The organism is Wenzhouxiangella sp. XN24, from assembly GCF_011064545.1.
GTDB lineage: Bacteria > Pseudomonadota > Gammaproteobacteria > Steroidobacterales > XN24 > XN24.
The window spans coordinates 234,300-254,782 of the sequence record NZ_JAAMFG010000036.1 but is presented as its reverse complement, the minus strand read 5'-3'; the positions used below and the strand labels follow the sequence as shown (position 1 = coordinate 254,782).

General features: G+C 69.6%; 18 protein-coding genes. 3 read left to right on the top strand and 15 right to left on the bottom strand.

Going from position 1 to position 20,483, the window contains the following annotated elements:
• Positions 1 to 21 precede the first annotated feature (21 nt).
• Both G6032_RS13255 and G6032_RS13250 read left to right on the top strand, forming a co-directional pair.
• Complete coding sequence (locus G6032_RS13255; protein WP_165282629.1) at positions 22 to 2,232, top strand: VTT domain-containing protein; 2,211 nt, start codon at positions 22 to 24, stop codon at positions 2,230 to 2,232.
• A 157-nt stretch (positions 2,233 to 2,389) separates the two neighbouring features.
• Positions 2,390 to 2,821 carry a universal stress protein gene (locus G6032_RS13250; RefSeq protein WP_165282628.1) on the top strand — a complete coding sequence of 144 codons (432 nt, stop codon included), beginning with the start codon at positions 2,390 to 2,392 and terminating at the stop codon, positions 2,819 to 2,821.
• Between the two features lie 97 nt (positions 2,822 to 2,918).
• On the opposite strand, the gene G6032_RS13245 is transcribed toward G6032_RS13250, so the two are convergent.
• The 4 genes from G6032_RS13245 to G6032_RS13230 all read right to left on the bottom strand — a co-directional run bounded on the left by G6032_RS13245 (position 2,919) and on the right by G6032_RS13230 (position 7,171).
• Entirely contained in the window at positions 2,919 to 3,533 is a 615-nt protein-coding gene (locus G6032_RS13245) for a thioredoxin family protein (protein ID WP_165282627.1), read from the bottom strand.
• A gap of 26 nt (positions 3,534 to 3,559) precedes the next feature.
• Positions 3,560 to 5,626, bottom strand: a complete 2,067-nt coding sequence (locus tag G6032_RS13240; RefSeq protein WP_165282626.1) for a thioredoxin family protein — start codon at positions 5,624 to 5,626, stop codon at positions 3,560 to 3,562.
• Between the two features lie 85 nt (positions 5,627 to 5,711).
• Complete coding sequence (locus G6032_RS13235) at positions 5,712 to 6,509, bottom strand: thiol:disulfide interchange protein DsbA/DsbL (protein WP_165282625.1); 798 nt, start codon at positions 6,507 to 6,509, stop codon at positions 5,712 to 5,714.
• Positions 6,510 to 6,571: 62 nt separating this feature from the next.
• Positions 6,572 to 7,171, bottom strand: coding sequence for a c-type cytochrome (locus G6032_RS13230; protein WP_165282624.1), 600 nt, complete (start codon positions 7,169 to 7,171; stop codon positions 6,572 to 6,574).
• 103 nt (positions 7,172 to 7,274) lie between these two features.
• On the opposite strand from G6032_RS13230, the gene yihA reads away from it, so the two are divergent.
• Positions 7,275 to 7,871, top strand: a complete 597-nt coding sequence (yihA, locus tag G6032_RS13225; RefSeq protein ID WP_165282623.1) for a ribosome biogenesis GTP-binding protein YihA/YsxC — start codon at positions 7,275 to 7,277, stop codon at positions 7,869 to 7,871.
• A 209-nt stretch (positions 7,872 to 8,080) separates the two neighbouring features.
• Here yihA and polA read toward each other — a convergent pair whose 3' ends face one another.
• The 11 genes from polA to argG are packed head-to-tail and all read right to left on the bottom strand — an operon-like array spanning position 8,081 to position 20,481.
• Positions 8,081 to 10,804, bottom strand: a complete 2,724-nt coding sequence (polA, locus tag G6032_RS13220; protein WP_165282622.1) for a DNA polymerase I — start codon at positions 10,802 to 10,804, stop codon at positions 8,081 to 8,083.
• Positions 10,801 to 12,069: a diaminopimelate decarboxylase gene (gene lysA, locus G6032_RS13215; protein WP_346763822.1), complete on the bottom strand. Its 1,269-nt coding sequence runs from the start codon at positions 12,067 to 12,069 to the stop codon at positions 10,801 to 10,803. The genes polA and lysA overlap by 4 nt, the downstream gene beginning before the upstream one ends.
• Positions 12,066 to 12,380 carry a hypothetical protein gene (locus G6032_RS13210; protein ID WP_165282621.1) on the bottom strand — a complete coding sequence of 105 codons (315 nt, stop codon included), beginning with the start codon at positions 12,378 to 12,380 and terminating at the stop codon, positions 12,066 to 12,068. The genes lysA and G6032_RS13210 overlap by 4 nt, the downstream gene beginning before the upstream one ends.
• Positions 12,377 to 12,808 (bottom strand): hotdog fold thioesterase, encoded by a 432-nt coding sequence (locus G6032_RS13205; protein ID WP_165282620.1) that lies wholly within the window; start codon positions 12,806 to 12,808, stop codon positions 12,377 to 12,379. Before G6032_RS13205 ends, G6032_RS13210 begins: the two co-directional genes overlap by 4 nt.
• Positions 12,805 to 14,022: an argininosuccinate lyase gene (gene argH, locus G6032_RS13200; RefSeq protein WP_165282619.1), complete on the bottom strand. Its 1,218-nt coding sequence runs from the start codon at positions 14,020 to 14,022 to the stop codon at positions 12,805 to 12,807. The genes G6032_RS13205 and argH overlap by 4 nt, the downstream gene beginning before the upstream one ends.
• Complete coding sequence (argB, locus tag G6032_RS13195; RefSeq protein ID WP_165282618.1) at positions 14,022 to 14,978, bottom strand: acetylglutamate kinase; 957 nt, start codon at positions 14,976 to 14,978, stop codon at positions 14,022 to 14,024. The genes argH and argB overlap by 1 nt, the downstream gene beginning before the upstream one ends.
• Complete coding sequence (locus G6032_RS13190; RefSeq protein ID WP_165282617.1) at positions 14,975 to 15,985, bottom strand: N-acetylornithine carbamoyltransferase; 1,011 nt, start codon at positions 15,983 to 15,985, stop codon at positions 14,975 to 14,977. The genes argB and G6032_RS13190 overlap by 4 nt, the downstream gene beginning before the upstream one ends.
• The gene (locus G6032_RS13185) at positions 15,982 to 17,154 is read right to left on the bottom strand and encodes an aminotransferase class III-fold pyridoxal phosphate-dependent enzyme (protein WP_165282616.1); all 1,173 of its coding nucleotides are present in this window, start codon (positions 17,152 to 17,154) and stop codon (positions 15,982 to 15,984) included. Before G6032_RS13185 ends, G6032_RS13190 begins: the two co-directional genes overlap by 4 nt.
• On the bottom strand, positions 17,151 to 18,209 hold the full coding sequence (gene argC, locus G6032_RS13180) for an N-acetyl-gamma-glutamyl-phosphate reductase (protein ID WP_165282615.1): 1,059 nt from the start codon (positions 18,207 to 18,209) through the stop codon (positions 17,151 to 17,153). The genes G6032_RS13185 and argC overlap by 4 nt, the downstream gene beginning before the upstream one ends.
• Complete coding sequence (locus G6032_RS13175; RefSeq protein ID WP_165282614.1) at positions 18,206 to 19,267, bottom strand: hypothetical protein; 1,062 nt, start codon at positions 19,265 to 19,267, stop codon at positions 18,206 to 18,208. Before G6032_RS13175 ends, argC begins: the two co-directional genes overlap by 4 nt.
• On the bottom strand, positions 19,264 to 20,481 hold the full coding sequence (gene argG, locus G6032_RS13170) for an argininosuccinate synthase (protein WP_165282613.1): 1,218 nt from the start codon (positions 20,479 to 20,481) through the stop codon (positions 19,264 to 19,266). Before argG ends, G6032_RS13175 begins: the two co-directional genes overlap by 4 nt.
• Positions 20,482 to 20,483 lie beyond the last annotated feature (2 nt).

Sequence of the window (20,483 nt, the reverse complement as noted above, 5' to 3'; positions counted from 1 at the left end):
GCGCTATGCTTTGAGGCGTTCATGACGGACAAGATACAGTCATCTCGCGAGTCCGGCGTCTCCGGCGAAGCCGCCGGCCGCGCGGACGGGACGGGAACGGAGGCGCGCGATCCGGGGCGCCTGCTGGTGCCGGGCAGAAACTGCTGGCGCATCGAGAAGGCATCGCGTGTCGCGTTTCTCGTCGACGGCGAGGACTATTTCGCCGCCGTCCGCGCGGCAGCCCGCAAGGCGCGGCATTCCATCTACGTGCTCGGCTGGGACCTGGACAGCCGCATCAGGCTCGTGCCCGAAGGCGCGGATGACGGCCTGCCGGAGGAGCTGGGCGATTTCTTCAATGCCCTGGCCCGGCGCCACCGGTCGCTGTGCATCCGCCTGCTCGACTGGGATTTCGCGATGCTGTACGCCACGGACCGGGAACTGCTCCCGCGTTTCAAGCTCGGCTGGCAAACCCATCGACGGGTTCGCTTCGAGCTCGACGGCGCTCATCCGGTCGGCGCCTCCCATCACCAGAAAGTCGTCGTCATCGACGATGCCGTGGCCTTCGTCGGCGGCCTCGATCTTACGCACTGTCGCTGGGACACCTCGGCGCACCGCCGGGAAGAGCCGCACCGGTGCCATCCCACGGGTGGGAACTGCCCGCCGTTTCACGACCTGCAGATGGCCGTGGACGGTCCGGCGGCTGCAGCGCTCGGCGAACTGGCGCGCGAGCGCTGGCGACGTGCGACGGGTCATGCGCCCCCGCCTTCCGACGGCGGCGGGACCGATGCGTGGCCCGAAGCGCTGCACGTGGACCTGGATGATGCCGAGGTGGGCATCGCGCGGACCGAGCCGCCCTACGACGGACGCGAGGGCGTGCAGGAGATCAAGGCGCTGCACCTGGATGCGATCGGTGCCGCGCGCCGCCAGCTGTACTTCGAGAACCAGTATTTCAGCGCGGACTCGATCGCCACCGCACTGGTTGCGCGTCTGAGTGAAGCGGACGGGCCCGAGGTGGCGATGGTCAGCCGGCTCAACGAGAGCGGCTGGCTCGAGGAGTACACGGTCGGCGTGCTGCGCGCCCGCCTGCATCGCCGGCTGCGGGAGCACGCGCCGCCTTCGCGTTACCGCAGTTTCTACCCCAACATCGCCGCCCTGGGGGACAGCTTCGTGAACGTGCACGCCAAGGTGTTCGTCATCGACGACGACCTGCTGACGATCGGTTCGGCCAATCTCAACAATCGCTCCATGGGTTTCGATACCGAGTGCAACCTCGTGATCGAGTCGCGTGGCGAGGAACGTGTCCGGCGCGCCATTCGCGGCCTGCGCCATCGGCTGCTCGCCGAGCACCAGGGCACCACCCCCGCAGCGGTGGCCGCTGCCGAGGCGCGCACCGGTTCGCTGCTGGAGACGATCGATACCCTTCACTCTCCGGAACGCGCGCTCGAGCCGCTGGAGCCCGAGGTGCCCGAGGCGGCAGACGAATGGATTCCCGAGGGCCGGTATCTCGATCCGGAAAAGCCGGTGGAACCGAAGCACCTGGTGGCCCTGATCTCCAGTTATGAGCCCTCGGCGTCGCTGCTCGGACGCGGCCTCGGTGTGGCGGCCATCCTGCTGTTTTTCGTCGGCCTCGCCGTGCTCTGGCGATGGACGGACCTCGGCGACTGGCTCGCGCCCGAGCGACTCGCCGGGCTGGTGGCGGGTATCCGCGACATGCCTTCCGCTCCTGCGGTGGTGCTCGGCGGTTTCGTGCTCGGCAGCGTGCTGGTCGTGCCCGTGACCCTGATGATCGCCGCCAGCGTGCTGGTCTTCGGCCCGTTGCTCGGCGGGATCTATGCTGCCGTGGGTTCCCTGCTGGGAGCGGGCGTCACTTACGCCCTGGGGCGGTTTTTTGGTCGCGAAACGCTCCGCCGGCTCGCGGGGTCACGGCTCGACCGGCTCAGTCGCGCGCTCGCGCGGCGCGGTATTCTTGCCGTCGTCACCGTGCGGATCGTGCCGGTCGCGCCCTTTACGATCATCAACCTGATCGCCGGCGCTTCGCACATCAGCCTGCGGGATTTCCTCCTCGGCACCATCATCGGTCTCGCGCCGGGGATTCTCGGCGCAGCCTTGTTCATCGACCGCATGCTCAAGGCGATCCGCGACCCGGGACCCGGCAGTTTTCTCATACTGGGTCTCGTGCTCCTCGCGATCGTGGGCGCGATGGCCTTGCTGCGCCGCGCCGTGCAGCGGTCGGGACAGACACCTTCGGACTGAGCCGTGCCGGCTTGCGGCCGAATGCCGCGACGTGAACTAAGCTCTGGGTGAACGGCGGCGCTGGCTGCGTCGGCGATTGCGGGCGCACGCGCCATGCGGGCCCGGCAATCGGTCTCGCGCTCGCGCCTGCCCGTCGCAAGAATAAGGAGGAAAAGTCATGCAGAAAATCCTGCTTCCAGTGGACGGATCAGAAAGCTCGCTGCGTGCCGTCAAACATGCCGTCAAGCTGGCCGGAAACAACGACAAGCTGGGTGTGACCCTGCTCTACGTGCATTGGGTGCCCGCCCCTTACGGTCCGGTGGCGCCCAAGATGGGGGCGGGGGAACTGGAGAAGATCGAGCGCGAGCATGCCGACCCGGCGCTGGCCGAAGCCGAGAAAATCCTTCGGGATGCCGGGATCAACTTCACGCGGGAAGTGCTTGCGGCCTGGGACGTCGGCCTGACGATCGCCGGGCGGGCGGAGGCGCTGGATTGCGATGCGATCGTCATGGGCAAGAGCGGTGGCGGCGGACTCAGCCAGTTGCTGCTCGGTTCCACCGCGAACAAGGTCGCGCAGCTTTCTGAACTCCCGGTCGTCCTCGTCAAGTAACGGGGTCCCCGGCAGGATTAAAGGAGACATGACCGGCAGGCCGGGCCCGGAGGCGTGACTCCGGGCCCGGATCGCCAAGGGGCCGGCGCGACCCGCGCTAGTACTTCACGCTGCAGCCGTAAGGCTGGGTCAGCGGGCGGCTCACGGGCTGGCGCGCCGCAAGTTCCGCCAGCGCCAGCTCCACGAACTGCTCGGCGGCGTCGAGATCCGCGATCTTCGCGCTGGGGATCGAATCGATCGCGCCGTTGTAGCGCAGCACGCCGTCCGGATCGATGACATACATATGCGGCGTCGTCTTGGCGCCATAGGCACGGCCGACCGCACCATCCCCGTCGAACAGGTAATGCGTCTGGCCGGCGTTCCAGTCCGCCTGGATGCGTCGCGCTTCGTCGGCGTTGACGTGCCCCTGCTTGCCGGGCGCAGACGAATTGATGACGATCCAGACGACGCCGGCGGCGGTGGCGGTGGCCTGCTGTCGCGGGATATTGCCGCCGTCGTAATGCTTCACGACGAACGGGCACTCGTGATTGGTCCACTCGAGCACCACGGTCTTGCCGGCGAAGTCGCTGAGATCATGCGTCTGGCCGTCGAGACCGGTCAGGCTGAAGGCCGGTGCCGGGGCGCCGATCTCGGCGTCGGCGGCGATGGCCGCGGGCGTGGCCATCGCCAGTGACAGCGTCGCCAGCACGGCGAAGGGGAAGGACTTGCGCATCGACTTTTCTCCTCGGGTCGTCGGGTTCAGATGTCTTCCAGCGCCGCGCGTACGATCGCCACGCTGAGTAACTGCGGCAGCACTACCGGTTCCCGCCCGGGGCCCGGATAGAGCACATAAAGCGGCACCCCGCTCCTGCCGAAGGATTCGAGGTAGGCCGTGATTTCGGAGTCACGCCGGGTCCAGTCGCCCTTGAGGTAACGGACGCCCCGGGCCTCGAGCGCAGCATGGAACTCCGGCGAGGACAGCGCCACCCGTTCGTTGGCCAGGCAGGTGATGCACCAGGCGGCCGTCATGTTGACGAGCACCGGCCGCCCCGCGGCGCGCAGTTCCTCGAGGCGGGCGGCCGACCAGGGCTCGTAAGCCGCGGTGGACGGATCGCTCCGGGGCGCACTGACATCCGGGGCCTGCAGCAAGGGGAAGACCAGGCCGACGGCGAGCGCGGTCCAGCCGAGCCAGCGCCAGGCGTCGCGCCGGGCGAGCAGCCAGAGCCCGAAAGCGACAGTCACCAGGGCGGCCAGGAGCCGGCTCATGGCGAGCACGGAGGTCTGCTCGCCATAGACCCACAAGAGCCAGCAGACGGTCAGCAACAGCGGGAAGGCGAGGGCGCGGCGGAAGGTTTCCATCCATGTCCCCGGGCGCGGCAGGACGTTCGCGAGGCCGGGCACCCATCCGAGCGCCAGGATCGGCAGGGCCAGACCCAGCCCGAGGGCGGCGAAAACGGCCAGCCCCGCCGGGGCCGGGAGCGCCAGCGCCGCACCCAGCGCGACACCCATGAACGGTGCGGTGCAGGGACTGGCCACGAGACAGGCGAGCACCCCGGTGAAGAACGCGGCCCGGTCGCCGTGGCCGCGGACCAGGCGCTGGCCGAGCCCGGCGAGCCCCCTGCCGCCGAACTCGACCAGGCCCGCAAAGTTCATCGCGAGAACGAAGAACAGCAGTGCGAGCGCCGCCACGAAGACGGGGGACTGCAGCTGGAAGCCCCAGCCGAGCGCCTCGCCGGACGCACGCAGCGCCAGCAGGAGGATCGCGATCGCGACAAAACTCGACACCACCCCGAGCGTGTAGAACGCGCCCTGGCGCCGCAGGCGTGCGCGATCCCCGCCGGCCTCGATGGCGGCGGTCGCCTTGAGGAACAGCACCGGAAACACGCAGGGCATCAGGTTCAGAATCAGGCCGCCCAGCAAGGCCAGCCCGAGCGCGGCCAGCAGCCCGGGTAAGTCGCCGTTCGCAGCAATCGGTGTCACGGTCGGTGTCGCGGTCGGTGTCGCCTCCGCGCGCGTGCCGAACAGCAGGCCGGTGTCGCCTTGCGCGAGCAGGAATTCGAAGCGCTCGGGCTCGGCGACGAAGTAGTCGCTCTTGGGGAGCACAAGTGCCAGGCCGTCCTGCGTCTCCACCCAGCGCGGCGTGGCGGTGTTGGAGACGATCTGCGGCGTCACCGGAAAGAACACCCATTCCGGGTCGGGTTCTTGCGCCAGTGCATCCCCCGCCGGGAGGCGGATCTCGACGGTCTCTTCCGTGTAGCTGATGGCCGCCTCGGCGGCGGCCGGGCGCGGCTGGCGGCGCTCGGCCAGGGCGAAATCGCCGGCCCATCGCGGGTCCGGCGCCGTCGTCGGCGCGACCGGGAGCGTCAACGTGTATTCGCCTTCGCCCGGGATGCACTCGACACGACAGACGAGCCAGTCCGCGCGCGCATTCAAGGTGACGCTTTCGGCCTGCAGGTCCCCCGGCACCGTCAGCAGGACCGGCAGCACGATGGTGCCGCCGTAGCCGAAATTCACCAGCGGTCCGGCCGGGAGGCGCTCGGGAATCGGCCACTGGACGGGTCCGGCATCGAAGCCGGGCGGCAGGTCGAACTGGATCCGGGTCGGCAGGCCCGAGTCGCCCGGGTTAAGCCAGTAGGTGTGCCATTCCGGGTCGTGTTCCAGCCACAGGCCGACCTGCAAGGGCTGACCCGGCACCACGGCCTCCTGGGCCGCGACGAGGCGGGAATCCAGGTGGTCCGTGCGCAATGGTGCAGGATCAGCTGCCGTTGCGGGCGGCGGCGCCAGCAGCGAGGTAAACAGCAGCAGGCAAGTGGTCAGCAGGCGCATGGCATGCCCTGGAGTGATGTGACCGCGCCGCGCCGCGCGGTGCCGCCCGGCCTGGCGATGTCGCCAGGCCGGGCGCTTCGCGGCCTCAGGTGCCGGCTTCCATCGCCACCAGGTGATTGATGACCTCGATCGCGGCTTCCGGGCTGCCGGCCTGCTCGATCCCGACGAGGTACTTGCCGTTGACCACCACCGCCGGCACGAACATGAGCCCGTAGCGGCGCGCGCGGATATCGGCCGCACGCAGTTCGGCATCCACGCCGAAGCTGGTCAGCGCCGCCCGGGCGTCTTCGGCCGAGACGCCGTATTCGCCGAGGAACTCGAGCATCGCGTCCATGGTGTTGAGCGGGTTCCGGTTGACGTGGTACTCGCGAAAGATGGCGCTGTGGGTGCGATCCGCGATCCCGAGGGCGCGGGTGGCGAAATACAGGCGGGCATGCGGCTGCCAGCTCGTGTTCAGCGTCGCGGGCACCTGCACGTATTCGGCCGCCTCCGGTTTGTTGGCCTTCCACGCTTCGAGATAGGGCGCGAGCGCGAAGCAGCCGCCGCAGCCGTACCAGAAGACGTCGACGACTTCGACCTTGCCCGGCGTGACATTGGTGGGCTGGGCCGGGTTGAGGACCTGGTAGTGCTGTCCGGCGACGAAGCGGCTGTTCGTCGCTTTCTCGGCGGTATCGGCCTGGGCGACGCGCACCGGCTGCTCGGCCGGGGCGGTGGTTGCCGCGGCGGGCGCCTCCGCGGTGGCCGGCCGCGACACGGGCTGGGATTCCGTCGCCGGCTGCGCGGCAGGTGGCGTCGCGTCGGCCGATCCGGCCGGAGGCTCGGCGCTGCAGGCGCCGAACGCGATCACGGCAAGTACGGCGAGGGCGGTGCGGGTCATCTTCATGCGGATTCCTCGGGAGTATCTGAGTCAGTTCAGGCAATGCCGGCGCCGTGGAGTTCCCCGGGCTAGCGGAGTCCCTGCAGGTACGAACTCACGGCGACGATATCTTCCTCGGTCATGCGGCCGGCGATGTCCTGCATGATCTGGTTGGGCCGTTCACCGGAGGCATAGGCGCGCAGCGAAAGTGCCGAATAGGTGGCGTGCTGGGCGGCCACCACGGGATACCGGGCGAGCGGGTTGCCCAGGCCGGTGGGGCCGTGGCAGGCGATGCAGGCGGGCACGCCGCGCTCCGCGACGCCACCGAGATAGATGTGCTCGCCCGCTTCGACGAGCTCCGGGTCCGCCTCGCGGGCGGCGGGTTTCTGCGCCTCGTAGAAGGCGGCCAGGTCCTGCATGTCCTGGTCCGAAAGGTCCGCGGCCATGGGCGACATCAGCGCGTTCTGGCGCTGGCCGTTCTTGAAGGCGGCCAGTTGGTCTGCCGTGTAGCTCGCATGCTGCCCGGCCAGTGAAGGCCATTCGGGGTTGACGCTGTTACCATCGGCGCCGTGACAGGCGGCGCACACGACGGACTTGGCCTGCCCGTCGGCAACCGAACCTTCGGCCTGCGCTGCGCTGCCGATCCCCAGGGCCGCGGCCATCATGGCAACGGCGAGAAGCTTCCTCATGGCTTGTTTTCTCCAGTGTTGGCCCCGGCGGCTTGCCAGTCCGGCGCCCGGCGGGTAGAACCCGAAATGATACACCAGACCCACAAGGTGCAGTCCATTCGTCATGACCGCCTATTCCGACGTCGAATTCCTCACCAGCGCCAACACGGTCGCGCAGTTCGTCCCTGACGACGGCGCCGAGGTCGCGTTCGCGGGCCGCTCGAACTCGGGCAAGTCCAGCGCGATCAACGCGATCCTGGCGCGGCGCGGCCTCGCGCGCACCAGCAAGACGCCCGGCCGCACCCAGCTGGTGAATTTCTTCTCCGTGGGCGAACAGCTGCGCGTCACGGACTTGCCCGGCTACGGCTACGCCCGCGTACCGGAGGCGGTGCGGCGCCACTGGGGCAAGCTCATGGACGCCTATTTCCGCCATCGCCAGTCGCTCGCGGGCCTGTTCATCGTCATGGACGTGCGCCGTCCGCTGACCGACTTCGACCAGGGGATGCTCGGCTGGGCGGCCGAGGCGGGGTGTCCCGTCCACATCCTGCTGACCAAGGCCGACAAGCTGTCCCGGGGCGCCGCCAGCGCCGCGCTGCTTTCGGTGCGCAAACAGGTCGGCGACACCGCGACGGTGCAGCTGTTCTCGGCGCTCAAGGGCACCGGGGTGGAAACGGCGCGGGCGCGGCTCGATGCGCTGCTCGGGATCATGCCAAAGGAATAAAAAAAACCCCGGGGCAACGAAGTGCCCCGGGGTAAAGCATGGCCCGGCTTGGGGGAAACCGGGCAGCTTGCCCGCTCAGGGAGGACAGCGGGCGAGCGTCGCGTTGGCGCTCAGGAATAGAGACACTGCACTGCGGCAAAAGTTCCGCGACGCGCAGGATTGGCCCGGGGCGTGATCCGTCGCCCGTGCGGCATGATCCGCGACCCGTGCTAGTGGGCTTCGTCCCAGTTCAGGCCGGCGGCCGGTTCGATCTTGAGGGGCACCGACAGGGTCACCGCTTCGCCCATCAGCGGACCCAGCGCAGCGATGAGCGCATCGACGTCGTCGTCGGCGACCTCGAAGACCAGCTCGTCGTGCACCTGCATGATCAGCCGGGCGTCCACCGGGTCCTTCGCCAGCCAGTCGGCGACGCGGATCATGGCCAGCTTGATGATGTCGGCGGCCGTGCCCTGCATCGGGGCATTGATGGCGCTGCGCTCCGCGTACTGGCGGCGCTGCCCGTTGCGCGAGCGGATTTCCGGCAGGTAGAGCCGCCGCCCCAGCACCGTGGTGACGTAGCCGTCGTCGCGGGCCTGCTGGCGGGTTTCGTCCATGTAGCGCTTCACGCCGGGGTAACGCTCGAAGTAAAGCTGCACGTAGTCCTGCGCCGCGCCGCGCTCGATGCCCAGCTGGCGCGCGAGACCGAAGGCCGACATGCCGTAGATGAGGCCGAAATTGATCGCCTTGGCGGAGCGGCGCTGCTCGGCGGTCACCTGCTCGAGCGGCGTTTCGAAGACCTCGGCGGCCGTGGCCTGGTGGATGTCGCGATCCTCGCGGAAGGCGGCCAGCAGCCCCTCGTCGCCGGACAGGTGCGCCATGATCCGCAGCTCGATCTGGGAGTAATCCGCCGCCACGAGGCGATATCCCGGCGGGGCGATGAATGCCTGCCGGATGCGGCGGCCCTCGGCGGTGCGGATCGGGATGTTCTGCAGGTTCGGGTCGGAGGAGGACAGCCGGCCGGTCGCGGCGACGGCCTGGTGATACGAGGTGTGCACCCGGTTTCGGGCGTCCGCGAGTTCGGGAAGCTTGTCCGTATAGGTGGATTTCAGCTTCGCCAGGCCCCGGTACTCGAGCACGCGGCGCGGCAGCTCGTGGAGCAGCGCCAGCTCCTCGAGTACGTCCTCCGCGGTGGACGGCTGGCCCCCGGGGGTGTTGCGTACCGAGGTGAGGCCGAGCCGGCCGAAGAGGATCTCCTGCAGCTGCTTGGCCGAGCCGATGTTGAACGCGCCCCCGGCGGCGGCGAACGCGAGGGCGGCCGCCTCGGCCATGCCTTTGTCCAGCTCCCGGCTCTGTTGCCTGAGGAGGTCCGTGTCCAGCAACACCCCGTGGCGTTCCATCCCCACCAGGATCGGCACCAGGGGGCGCTCGATCTCGCTGTAGACGCGCTCCAGTCCGGGGTTCTCGCTGAGGCGCGGCCACAGCGTCTCGTGCAGCCGCAGGGTCACGTCGGCATCCTCCGCCGCATAAGGCGCCGCGACGGCCACGGGCACCTGGTCGAAGCAGATCTGCCGCGCGCCCTTGCCGGCCACGTCCTCGTAGCGGATGGTCTGGTGACCCAGGTACTTCAGCGCCACCGAATCCATGTCGTGGCGCGTCGCAGTGGAGTCGACGACATAGGACTCGAGCATGGTGTCGTAGCGAATCCCGGCCAGCGCGATGCCGTGATTCGCCAGCACGTGCTGGTCGTATTTCAGGTTGTGTCCGATCTTGCCGCGGGCCGGGTCTTCGAGCAGCGGCCGCAGGGCCTCGAGGGTCTCGGCCCGATCGAGTTGTGCAGCGATATCAGGATCGTGATGGGCCAGCGGCACATAGGCGGCCTGGCCGGGGGTCACGGCAAACGACACGCCGACGATCTGCGCCCGCATGTAGTCGAGGCTGTCCGTCTCGGTATCGAAGGCGAACGTGTCAGCGGCCTCGAGCCGGGCCAGCCAGCCGTCGAGTTGCGCGCGCGTCAGCACGGTCTCGTAGTCGAGCGCGGCGGCGGGCGCCGGGACGCTCGTGGTCTCGTCCACCGGATCGCCATTATCGCTGCTTCCCGCGTTCGATCCCGGCAGCTTGCGCAGCAGGGTATTGAATTCCAGCTCCTTGTACAGCGTGCGCAACCGCTCGGTATCGGGCGAGCGGCGCACGAGTTCCGCCGGGCCGAGTTCCAGGTCGACGTCGCAGCGGATCGTTGCGAGTTCGCGCGACAGCTCGAGCTGCTCGAGGTGGGCGCGCAGGCTTTCCCCCACCTTGCCCGGCACCTCGTCGGCCCGCGCCACGAGGCTGTCCACATCGCCGAACTCCCCGAGCCACTTGGTGGCGGTCTTGGGGCCGCATTTCGGCACGCCGGGGATGTTGTCGGAACTGTCGCCGACCAGCGCCAGCCAGTCCACGATGCGTGCCGGCGGGACGCCGAACTTCTGTTCCACGCCGGCCGGGTCGAGCACGGTGCCGGTCATCGTGTTGACCAGGGTCACCCGCTCGTTCACCAGTTGTGCCATGTCCTTGTCGCCCGTCGAGACCAGCGTCTTCATCCCGGCGGCCGTTGCCTGGCGTGCGAGCGTGCCGATCACGTCGTCCGCCTCGACACCCGGCACCTGCAGCATCGGCAGGCCGAGCGCCTCGACGACCTCGAGCAACGGCGCGATCTGCGCCCCGAGTTCGTCGGGCATGGGCGGGCGCGTCGCCTTGTACTCGGCGAACAGCTCGTCGCGAAAGGTCTTGCCCCTGGCGTCGAAGACCACGGCGAAATGCGCCGGCTGGTGCTCGTCGAGAAGCTTCAGCAGCATGTTCACCACGCCCAGCACCGCGCCGACCGGCGCACCGCGGCTGTTGGTCAGGGGCGGCATCGCGTGGAAGGCCCGGTACAGGTAGGACGAGCCGTCCACCAGCACCAGCGATTCATCGCTCATGGATTCGCATCCTCGAACAGCGCCTCACCCCGCCACAATTCCTCGACCTCTTCGCGCCGGCGTACGACCCGCGCTTCGTCGCCTGCGACCATGATCTCGCAGATTCTCGGGCGGGCATTGTAATTCGAGCTCATGACGAATCCGTAGGCGCCGGCATCGGCTACGGCCAGCAGGTCGCCGGCGCGCACCGGCAGGCGCCGGTCACGGCCGAGGAAATCGCCGGTCTCGCACACCGGGCCGACCACGTCGATCGGCTCGTCATCGGGCAGTCCGCCGTCGCGTACCGGGAGGATGTCGTGCCAGCCCTCGTACAGGGCGGGCCGCAACAGGTCGTTCATGGCGGCATCGACCAGCGCGAATTTCCGCCCATGGCCCTGTTTCAGGTAGGCGACGCGCGTGAGCAGCACTCCGGCGGGGCCGGCGATCGAGCGCCCGGGCTCGAGCACGATCTCCAGGCCGAGGCCGCCCAGGGCCGCGAGCACGACGTCGGCGTAGGCGGCCGGGGTCGGCGCCGCCTGGCCGCCGTGATCGATCCCCAGCCCGCCGCCGGCGTCCACGTGGGCGAGGCGAAAGCCGTTCGCCTGCAGCCGCCTGATGAACGCGGCCAGCTGCTCGAGCGCCAGCGCCAGCGGCTCGAGCGACATCATCTGCGAGCCGATGTGGCAGGCGACACCCTCCAGGCGGATGCCGGGTAGTGCTTTCGCAGCGACCAGCAACGCCTCGGCGTCCTCCATGGCGACGCCGAACTTGTGTTCCCGCCGCCCGGTGGAGATGTGCCTGTGACCGCCGGCCTCGACGTCCGGATTGACGCGCAGGGCGACGCGCGCCTCGCGGCCGCTTTCGTTCGCGAGGGCCGAGAGCCGGTGCAGCTCGGGCGCCGACTCGACGTTGAAACAGGCGATGTCCTGGGCGAGTGCGAAGCGCAGTTCCTCGTCGAGCTTGCAGGCCCCGGAGAACACGACGCGCCGCGGGTCGCCGCCGGCGCGGATGACCCGTGCGAGTTCGCCGCCGGAGACGATGTCGAAGGCGGCTCCGCGCGCCGCGAGAGCGCCCAGCACGGCGAGATTGCCGTTGGCCTTTACCGCGTAGCAGAGACGCACGGGCCGGCCCGAAAAAGCCGCGGCGTAGGCGTCGTAACGCGCCTCCAGGACGTTGCGGGAGTACACGTAGCAGGGCGTTCCGTAGCGGGCCGCGAGGGTCTCGAGCGGCACCGACTCGGCGCACAGCTGCCCGTCGCGATAAGTGAAACCCGGGCTCAAGGTCACGAGCCGCCCGCCGGGTCGTCCTCGTTCTTTTTCCTGCCTTCGTCGCCATCGCCGGGTCCGGCGACGTCCGACGGTGGAACGACCGGCGGATCCGCCGGCGGAACGGGCACTTCCGGCGCGCCCCCCGGCGGCACGGAGATCGGCTCCAACTCGGTGATCTCCGGCGTGCGCACGGGCCGCTCCTCCAGCATGAGGTCCCCGTACATGCCGCAGCCCGATGCGAGCGCCACCGCCACCAGGAACGCGAGCGCCCCCGGCCAGCGCAGCGACCGTTTCGCGCGCCCATGGGACTGCGGCACGCCGCGGGTCATTTCGGCTCCCGCGGCACGACCGCCAGCGTCAGGCGCGACACGCACACCAGTCTCGCCGCCTCGTCCTCGATGCGCGTTTCCCAGACCTGCGTGCGCCTGCCGACGTGCAGCGGGCGCGCGGTGCCCGTGACGCGACCGCTGCGCACCGGGCGAAGATGATTGGCATTGATCTCGAGGCCGACGGCGTACTCGGACTGCTGGTCGAGACAATAATTGGCGCCCATGCTGCCGAGCGTCTCGGCGAGGACGGCGCTCGCCCCGCCATGCAACAGGCCGAAGGGCTGGTGAGTGCGCGCGTCCACCGGCATCGTGGCGACGACGTAATCCTCGCCGACTTCGGTGAAGCGGATATCGAGGTGCGCGACCAGGGTATCGCCGGCCATCGCGTTCAATGCCTCGAGTTCGGGTCGCTGGCGCCAGATGCTCATTCGCCGTCCTTCCCCGGCTCCTTGCCGCGCAGGCGCGCCAGCGATGCGCCGACGCGGCGATACGCCTCGCGGAACGAAAGGCCTTCCTCGGTCACGAGGCGGTAGGCATCCTGGGTGGCGTAGAGTTGTTGCTCCATGCGGATATTCTCGGCGATGAAGGTCACTTCGGGCAGCGCATGGCCCATGATTCCGAGCGTCGCCTCGGCAAGATCGATGGCCCGGAACAGCGGCGCCTTGAGCAGCTGCAGGTCGCGATGATAGCCAGAGGTCAGCTTCGCCGGCACCGCCAGCGTCTCGGACAGGCAGCCGAGCGTGGTCGCTGCGCGTCCGCGCACCAGCTCGAACACGTCCGGATTGCGTTTCTGCGGCATGATCGACGAGCCGGTGGTCATCGAGGTCGGCAGGGCGACGTAGCTGAATTCCTGGCTGCAGAACAGGATCAGGTCTGCGGCGAGGCGCCCCAGGTCCTGCATCAGCAGGTGAATCTCGAACACCAGCTGCGCCTCGGCCTTGCCGCGCGACAGCTGGACGGCGGTGACGGGCTGGTGGATCGCGGCGAAGCCGAGACTCTTGCGCGTGTGTTCGCGGTCCAGCGCCAGGCCGGGTGCGCCGTAGCCCGCAGCCGAGCCCAGTGGATTGCGATCGGCCCGCCGGCTGGCGGCGAGCAGCCCTTCGGCGTCGTCGCGCAACTCGGCGGCGAAGCCTTCGGCCCACAGGCGGACCGAGCTGGGCATCGCCGGCTGGAGATGCGTGTAACCCGGCAGGGGCGTGTCGTTCTCGCGCTCCGCCAGTGCGTCCAGTTCCGCGGCCACCCGCCCGGCGCCGTCGTGCAGCATGCGCGCCGCGTCTTTGAGGTAGAGCCGCAGCGCGGTGAGGACCTGGTCGTTGCGCGAGCGGCCGAGATGGACATGGGCCGCCGCTTCCGGCGAAACCAGCGAGAGGCGATGCTCCAGCGCGTTGTGGACGTCTTCCTCCTCCAGCCCGATGCGCCACTCGCCTGCGGCATGTGCATCGGCGAGGGCCTGCAGGCCCGACTCGATCGCGTTGCAGTGATCCGCCGACAGCAGGCCCTGCGCCTGCAGCATCCGCGCGTGGGCGATCGACGCCCGCACGTCATAGGGCACCAGGCGGTTGTCGAGTTCGTGGTCCTCGCCGGCCGTGTAGGCCAGCACCTGGTTGTCGAGAGGATCGCCCTTGTCCCACATCCGGCTCATCAGTCTTCGTCCTCCGCCGCCGCCTGTTCCTCCGGCGTGAGGGTGCCGGTGTCCTGGACCACCAGCGTCCCGGTGCCCTCGTTGGTGAAGACCTCCAGCAACAGGCTGTCCGGCACCTGCCAGGAGATCACGTGCACCCGCGGCACGCCGCCGCGCACCGCGAACTTGATCGCGTCGGCCTTGGGCTTCATCCCGGCGTCCAGCCGGCCCTCGGCCCGCATGCGCTCCAGGTCGGCGAGGTCGAGGTACGAGACCAGGGAACTCTGGTCGGCGACGTCGTCCAGGATGCCGGGGGCGCCCGTCAGCAGGATCAGCTTCTCGGCTTTCAGCGCGACCGCGATCGCCGCCGCCACGGTGTCGGCGTTGATGTTCAGCAGGATGCCGTCCTCGTCCGCCGAGAGCGGGCTGATGATCGGCAGGAAACCGGCCTCGATCTGTCGCTGCAGCACGCCGCTGTCCACGTCGTCGATGTCGCCGACGAAACCGTAGTCCACGGTCCCGCCGCCGTCACCCTCGAGCGCCACGGGGGGGCGGCGGTGCGCCTTGATCAGGCCGGCATCCACGCCGCTCATGCCGATGGCCGGCAGGCCGATGTCCCGGCAGATCGCCAACACCCGCGTGTTGATGATGCCGTTGAGCACCATGGTGGCGACCTGGAGCGAGCGCTCGTCAGTCACGCGCCGCCCCTCGACGAACTGCGCGGGGACGTCGAGCGCCTTGGCGAGCGCGGTGGACTGGGGGCCGCCGCCATGCACCAGCACGACGTGAATCCCGACCTCGTAGAGGATGCCGAGCTGCTCGATCAGTTCGCGCGTGCTCTCCTCGTCGCTGAACACGGCGCCGCCCGCCTTGATGACGAACACCTTGCGCTTGAACATCCGGATGTAGGGCACGGCCGCCTTCAGGGCGGTCACCGCGATGGCGCGTTCGCCGTGTCCGTCGAGCAGGTTGCTCATCGCCCACCTCCGAGCAGCAGCCGGTGCAGGATCGCCGCCTGCACGGTCATGCGGTTGCGGGCCTGGGGCAGCACGCGGCTGCGCGGTCCGTCGAGCACCTCGTCCGCCACCACCACGTTGCGACGCACCGGCAGGCAGTGCATGAAGATCGCCTCGGCCAACGCGTTGTCGAACCAGGATTCGTCGACGGTCCAGTGCTCCAGGTTGCTGCGCAGGTTGCGGTCGTCCGCCGGCCGGCCGTAGTGACTCGTCGAGCCCCAGCTTTTCGCGTAGATCACGTGCGCGCCCTCGGTCGCTTCCTTGCGATCGTCGGTCTCGCGGACCGAGCCCCCGGAGCGCGCCGCGGCATCCCGCGCCCGCTGCATGATCGGATCCGGGAGCGCATAGCCTTCGGGCCGCAGCACCGTGACGTCCATGCCCCGCATCGCGGCCATGTGCACCACGGCGGCGGGCACCGCCAGCGGCAGCGCGTGCGGGTGGTTGGCCCACGACAACACGAAACGCCCGCCGCTCGCCGGCACTTCGAGATCGTCCATCGTCTTCCAGTCGCCGAGCGCCTGGCAGGGATGGTTGACCGCGGACTCGAGGTTCACCAGCGGGGCGGGGCAGATCGAGGCCATCTCCATGAACTTGCGTTCCTCGAGGTCGGCCTCGAGGTCGATGCCCCCGGCGAAGGCGCGGATGCCCAGCACGTCGGCATAACTCGCCAGCACCGGCACGGCCTCGCGGATATGCTCGGCCGCGTCGCCGTCCATCACGATGCCGTTGCGCGCCTCCAGCTTCCATGTGCCCGCGCCCGGCGTGATGACGAAGGACGAGCCGCCGAGCCGGCCCATGGCGGCCTGGAAGGAGGCCACGGTGCGCAGGGAGGGATTGAAGAACAGCATCCCGAGCACCTTGCCGGTGAGGGCCTGCGGTTCGGGATGGCGGTCGAGGCGCCCCGCCAGCGCGAGCAGTTCGGCCAGTTCTTCGGGGGTGTTCTCGGCCAGGTCGATGAAGCGTTTCATGGAGCGATCTCCGCAAGGGCCGCCGCGAGTCGGGCGACGTGTTCGGTTTCGAGGGTCAGCGGCGGCAGAAGGCGCAGCACGCGCGGGTCGGCACTGGTGCCCGCAAGAATATCGTGTTCCAGCAGTTCGGCCTGGATCTCGCGCGCCGGGCGGCTGCAGACGAGGCCGAGCAGGAAGCCCGCGCCCTGGATCGATCGGACCGGGCCGACCAGGCAGCTTTCGCGGATCTGTGCCGACAGGACGCGCACGCGCTCGAGCAGGTTCTCGTCGCGGATCACGGCCAGCACCGTCTCGATCGCCGCGCAGGCCATCGGGCCGCCGCCGAAGGTCGTGCCGAGTTCGCCGATCTTCAGCTCCGCCGCGAGTTGCGCGGTGGTGATGACCGCGCCGGCCGGGAATCCGCCGGCGAGGCCCTTGGCCGTCGTGATGATGTCCGGCGTGATGCCGTAGTGGTCCGCGGCGAAAGGTCGCCCGGTCCGGCCCATGCCGCACTGGACCTCGTCGAAGATCAGCAGGGCGCCGGCATCGCGGGTCGCCCGGCGCGCCGCGGCAAGAAACTCGGCAGGCAGGTCGAGCGCGCCTGCCACGCCCTGGACGGGCTCGACGATCAGCGCGGCGGTGTCCTCGCCGACCAGGTGATCGAGGGCGGCGAGGTCTCGTGGCGAGACGAAGCTGACTTCGAACGGTTGCTGCGGGAAGCCGTACCATTTCTCGCTGCCCCAGGTGACCGCCGCCGCCGCCGCGGTGCGGCCGTGAAAGGCGCCTTCCACGGCGACGATGCGGGTGCGTCCCGGCTGGCCGAACGCCAGCTTCAACGCGTTCTCGTTCGCCTCGGCGCCGCTGTTGACGAGGAACACGCGGTCGAGGCCCGGCGGCGCGAAGCGCGCCAGCGCGGCGCAGGCCCGTGCCCTCAGTTCCAGCGGCAGCAGGTTGCTCTGGAAGGTGAGCCGCTCCACCTGGTCGCGCAGGGCGGCGACGAGGCGCGGGTGGGCGTAACCGAGCGAGGCGACGGCATGGCCGCCGTACATGTCCAGCACCCGCCGGCCGTCATCCATCTCGAGCCAGGCGCCGTCGCCGCGCAACGGATGGAGGTCGAGCTGGGCATAGACCGGCAGCGTCCAGGCGCGCTCGTCCGGCGTGTCGAGGATCGGTGCAGGGGTCGTGCTCATATCCAGCCGGCTCCCGGGAGGCGCAGGCCGGCGTCTTCCGGCAGCGACAGCAGGCGGTTCATCCACTGGAGGGCGCCGCCGGCCGCCCCCTTCAGGAGATTGTCGATCACCACCATCACGACGAAGGCCTCCGCATCCGCGGCGACCGCCAGCCGCGCGCGGTTCGAGCCGGTGACGTCCTTGAGACGCGGCGGCGTGTCGATGACCTCGACGAACGGCGAGCCGGCATAGGCGCCGGCCAGCGCCGCCTTCAGCGCGGCGAGATCGGCGCCGGACGCGAGACGGCCGTGGATCGTGGCGTGGATGCCGCGTGCCCAGGCGCCCGAGTGGGGGACGAAGTGCACCTTGCACGGCGCCGCGGCTTCGGTCGCGAGCTGCTCGATCTCGGGCCTGTGCCGATGCACCAGCGGCTGGTACGCGAACATGTTGCCGTGCCGCTCGGGATGATGAGTGGTCTCACCGAGCTTGCGGCCTACCCCCGTGCTGCCGGTGATCGCGGAGACATGGAATTCCGGCGCGACAAGCTCCGCGTTGAGCAGCGGCACGATGCCGAGCAGCACCGAGGTGACGAAACAGCCGGGGTGCGCGACGTGCGGCGCCGGGCAGCCGGCCAGGTGCTCCGGGAGTGCCGAGGCGAACTGCGCGAGCCGATCCGGGCAGGGATGCGGATGGCCGTAGACGCGCTCGTAGTCGGCCGCTGCGCGGAAGCGGAAATCAGCGGAGGCGTCCACTACGGTCAAGGGTGCGCCGGCCTGCTCCGCAGTCTTCAGCAAGGAATCGATGCGCGCGGCCGCGGCGCCGTGCGGCAGGGCGGAGAACAGTGCGCGAACGCGTCCCCCGGCAACCTGCTTCGCGAGTTCCGCCTCGTCGCAGAAGCGGGTGTCGGCCCACGCCGAGGACAGGTTCGGAAACGTCGCGCCCACGGCCTGGCCGGCGCGGCTTTCCGAGGACACCGCCGCCAGCCCCAGCTGCGGATGGCTCGCGAGCAGGCGCAGGAATTCCCCGGCGACGTAGCCGGTGCCGCCGAGCACGGCGACGGGAAGCCGCTCGCTCATGATCCGACCTGCGCGCCGAACAGCACGCCGCGCAGGTGCTCGCCGAGTTCGGCCTCCTGCGTGAGGGCGTTGTAGGCGGGCACGCCCATCTGCTCGCGAATGATGCGCACGCCCACCTCGTTGTCGGTGGAGCGGCCCGTGACCAGCGCCGGCTCGATGCCGAAACGCTCGCGCAGCAGGTGCACCCCGCCGAAAGCCCCGACCGGATCGTTGGCGCACAACACCACGGCGGACAGCGCCTTGCGCACTTCCGGGTCGTGCAGGATCGCCTCCACGCCGTAGGCGCCCATGATGCCGTCGCCCAGCTCGAAAACGATCACGTCGGGACGCGTGTCCGCCATGCGCGTGAGCATGGTGCGCGCGAGGCGCGGGCCGTTTTTCGGCGAAGTCGTGACCACGCCGAAGTCGGTGAAGATCGAGCTCGCGCTGGCCCCGGCGTCGTCCATCGCGAGGATGTCGCGGCGCAACGACACGCCGGTCGCCTTGAACGCAGCCACCCGGTAGCCGTAGTGCGAGAAGCGGCTGATGATGGCCGCGGCCGCGGCGGTCTTGCCCGCGTCCATGCAGGTGCCGGCCAGCGCGATCGCCGGGATGCCGCGGATGTTCACGGCCGGGTCCTCCGGCAGCGTGAGGGCGCCGACGCGCGCGGGCGTGCCGATGCGTTCGCCGAGGTACGGGAAGTGCAGCACCGATCCCAGCACGCGGCACTCGAAGGGCTGGCCGCGGTCGCGGTTGACGGAGTCGCAGATGCCCATGACGCCGCCGAGGTTCAAGAGGTTGATCGTGTCGCCCGGCGCCAGCTTCTCGGGGATGTGGCCCGAGTAGCCGAACAGCGCGTGCCGGTGGCCCAGGGCACCGACGATGATGTCGCCGCGCTTCACCTGCGCCATCCTGCCCGACACGAGCTCGAGGGTGTTGTAGGTGGACTTGTCGGACAGCACTTCGACGGCGATGACGATGCCTTCCTCGCAGGGGATCTCCGCCGCGATCTTGACCTCGCGCCCCAGGCGGCAGCTCTGGGCCACGGAAGCCACCTTGTCCACGATCAGGGGCCTCACGCCCCGCTCCCTGCACGCGTGTGCAGCATGCCTGCGAGGGCCTTCATGCGGGCCAGGCCGAGCGCATCGGCGGCGCTCCATTCTCCCGCCGACTCGCCGTACTTGCCCTTGGTGGCCGCCAGCAGCGAGTGGGGCGAGGTCGTGCCCTCGACGAACAGCACGCCCGGGCGAAACAGCAGGTGGACTTCGCCCGTCACGCGGGCCTGCGAGGAGGCCAGCAGGGCCTCGATGTCGCGGGCGGCGGGTTCCATGTGCTGCCCCTCGTGCACCAGGTCGCCGTAAGTCAGCGCGAGCGGCTCCTTGATCTTCTGCTGCATGCCGGTGAGGGTGAGCTTTTCCAGTTCACGGTGCGCCGTGAGCAGCGTTTCCGCCGCGGGCGCCTCGAAGGCGACCCGGCCCTTCGAGCCGAGAATGGTTTCGCCGAGATGAATGCCGCGGCCGATGCCGAAGCCACCCGCCAGCACCTCGAGGCGCTCGATCAGCGCGACGGGATCGAGCGCTTCGCCGTCCAGCGCGACCGGCACGCCGCGCTCGAATCCGATGCGGTGTCGCTCGGGCGCACACGGCGCGTCGAATGCGCCGGCGGTGACCACCCAGGCACTCTCGGGCAGCGGTTCGCGGGAGTCGAGCGTTTCCTTGCCGCCGATCGTCGTGCCCCACAGGCCGCGGTTGATCGAATAGGCGCCGCCGCCGGCCGGTGCCGGAAGGCCGCGCGCTTCGAGCCAGGCCACCTGGTCCGCGCGCTGCCAGTCGTGGTCACGCACCGGGGCCAGCACTTCGAGCCCGGGCCGCAAGGTGCGCAGCGCCACTTCGAAGCGCACCTGGTCGTTGCCCGCCGCCGTGCTGCCGTGGGCGACCGTTTCGCTGCCGAGTTCGGCGGCCTGCGCGGCCACCAGCCTGGCCTGCAGGCCGCGTTCGGCGCCGACGCACAGCGGGTACAGCTGTCCCCGGCGCACGTTGCCGAACACCAGGTACTTGAGCACGGAGTCGAAAAACTCGCGGCGTGCGTCCACCGTGATGTGACGTTCGGCGCCCAGCGCCAGCGCACGCGCCTCCAGTGCCGCCGCATCCACGCCGCCGCCGGTGTCTACGGTCACCGTGATGACCGGGCGGCCCAGGGTTTCTTTCAGCCAGGCCACGCAGAAAGAGGTGTCGAGGCCACCGGAAAAAGCGAGCAGTACGGGACTGCCGCCCGTCGTGGGAGAGGCGTTCATCG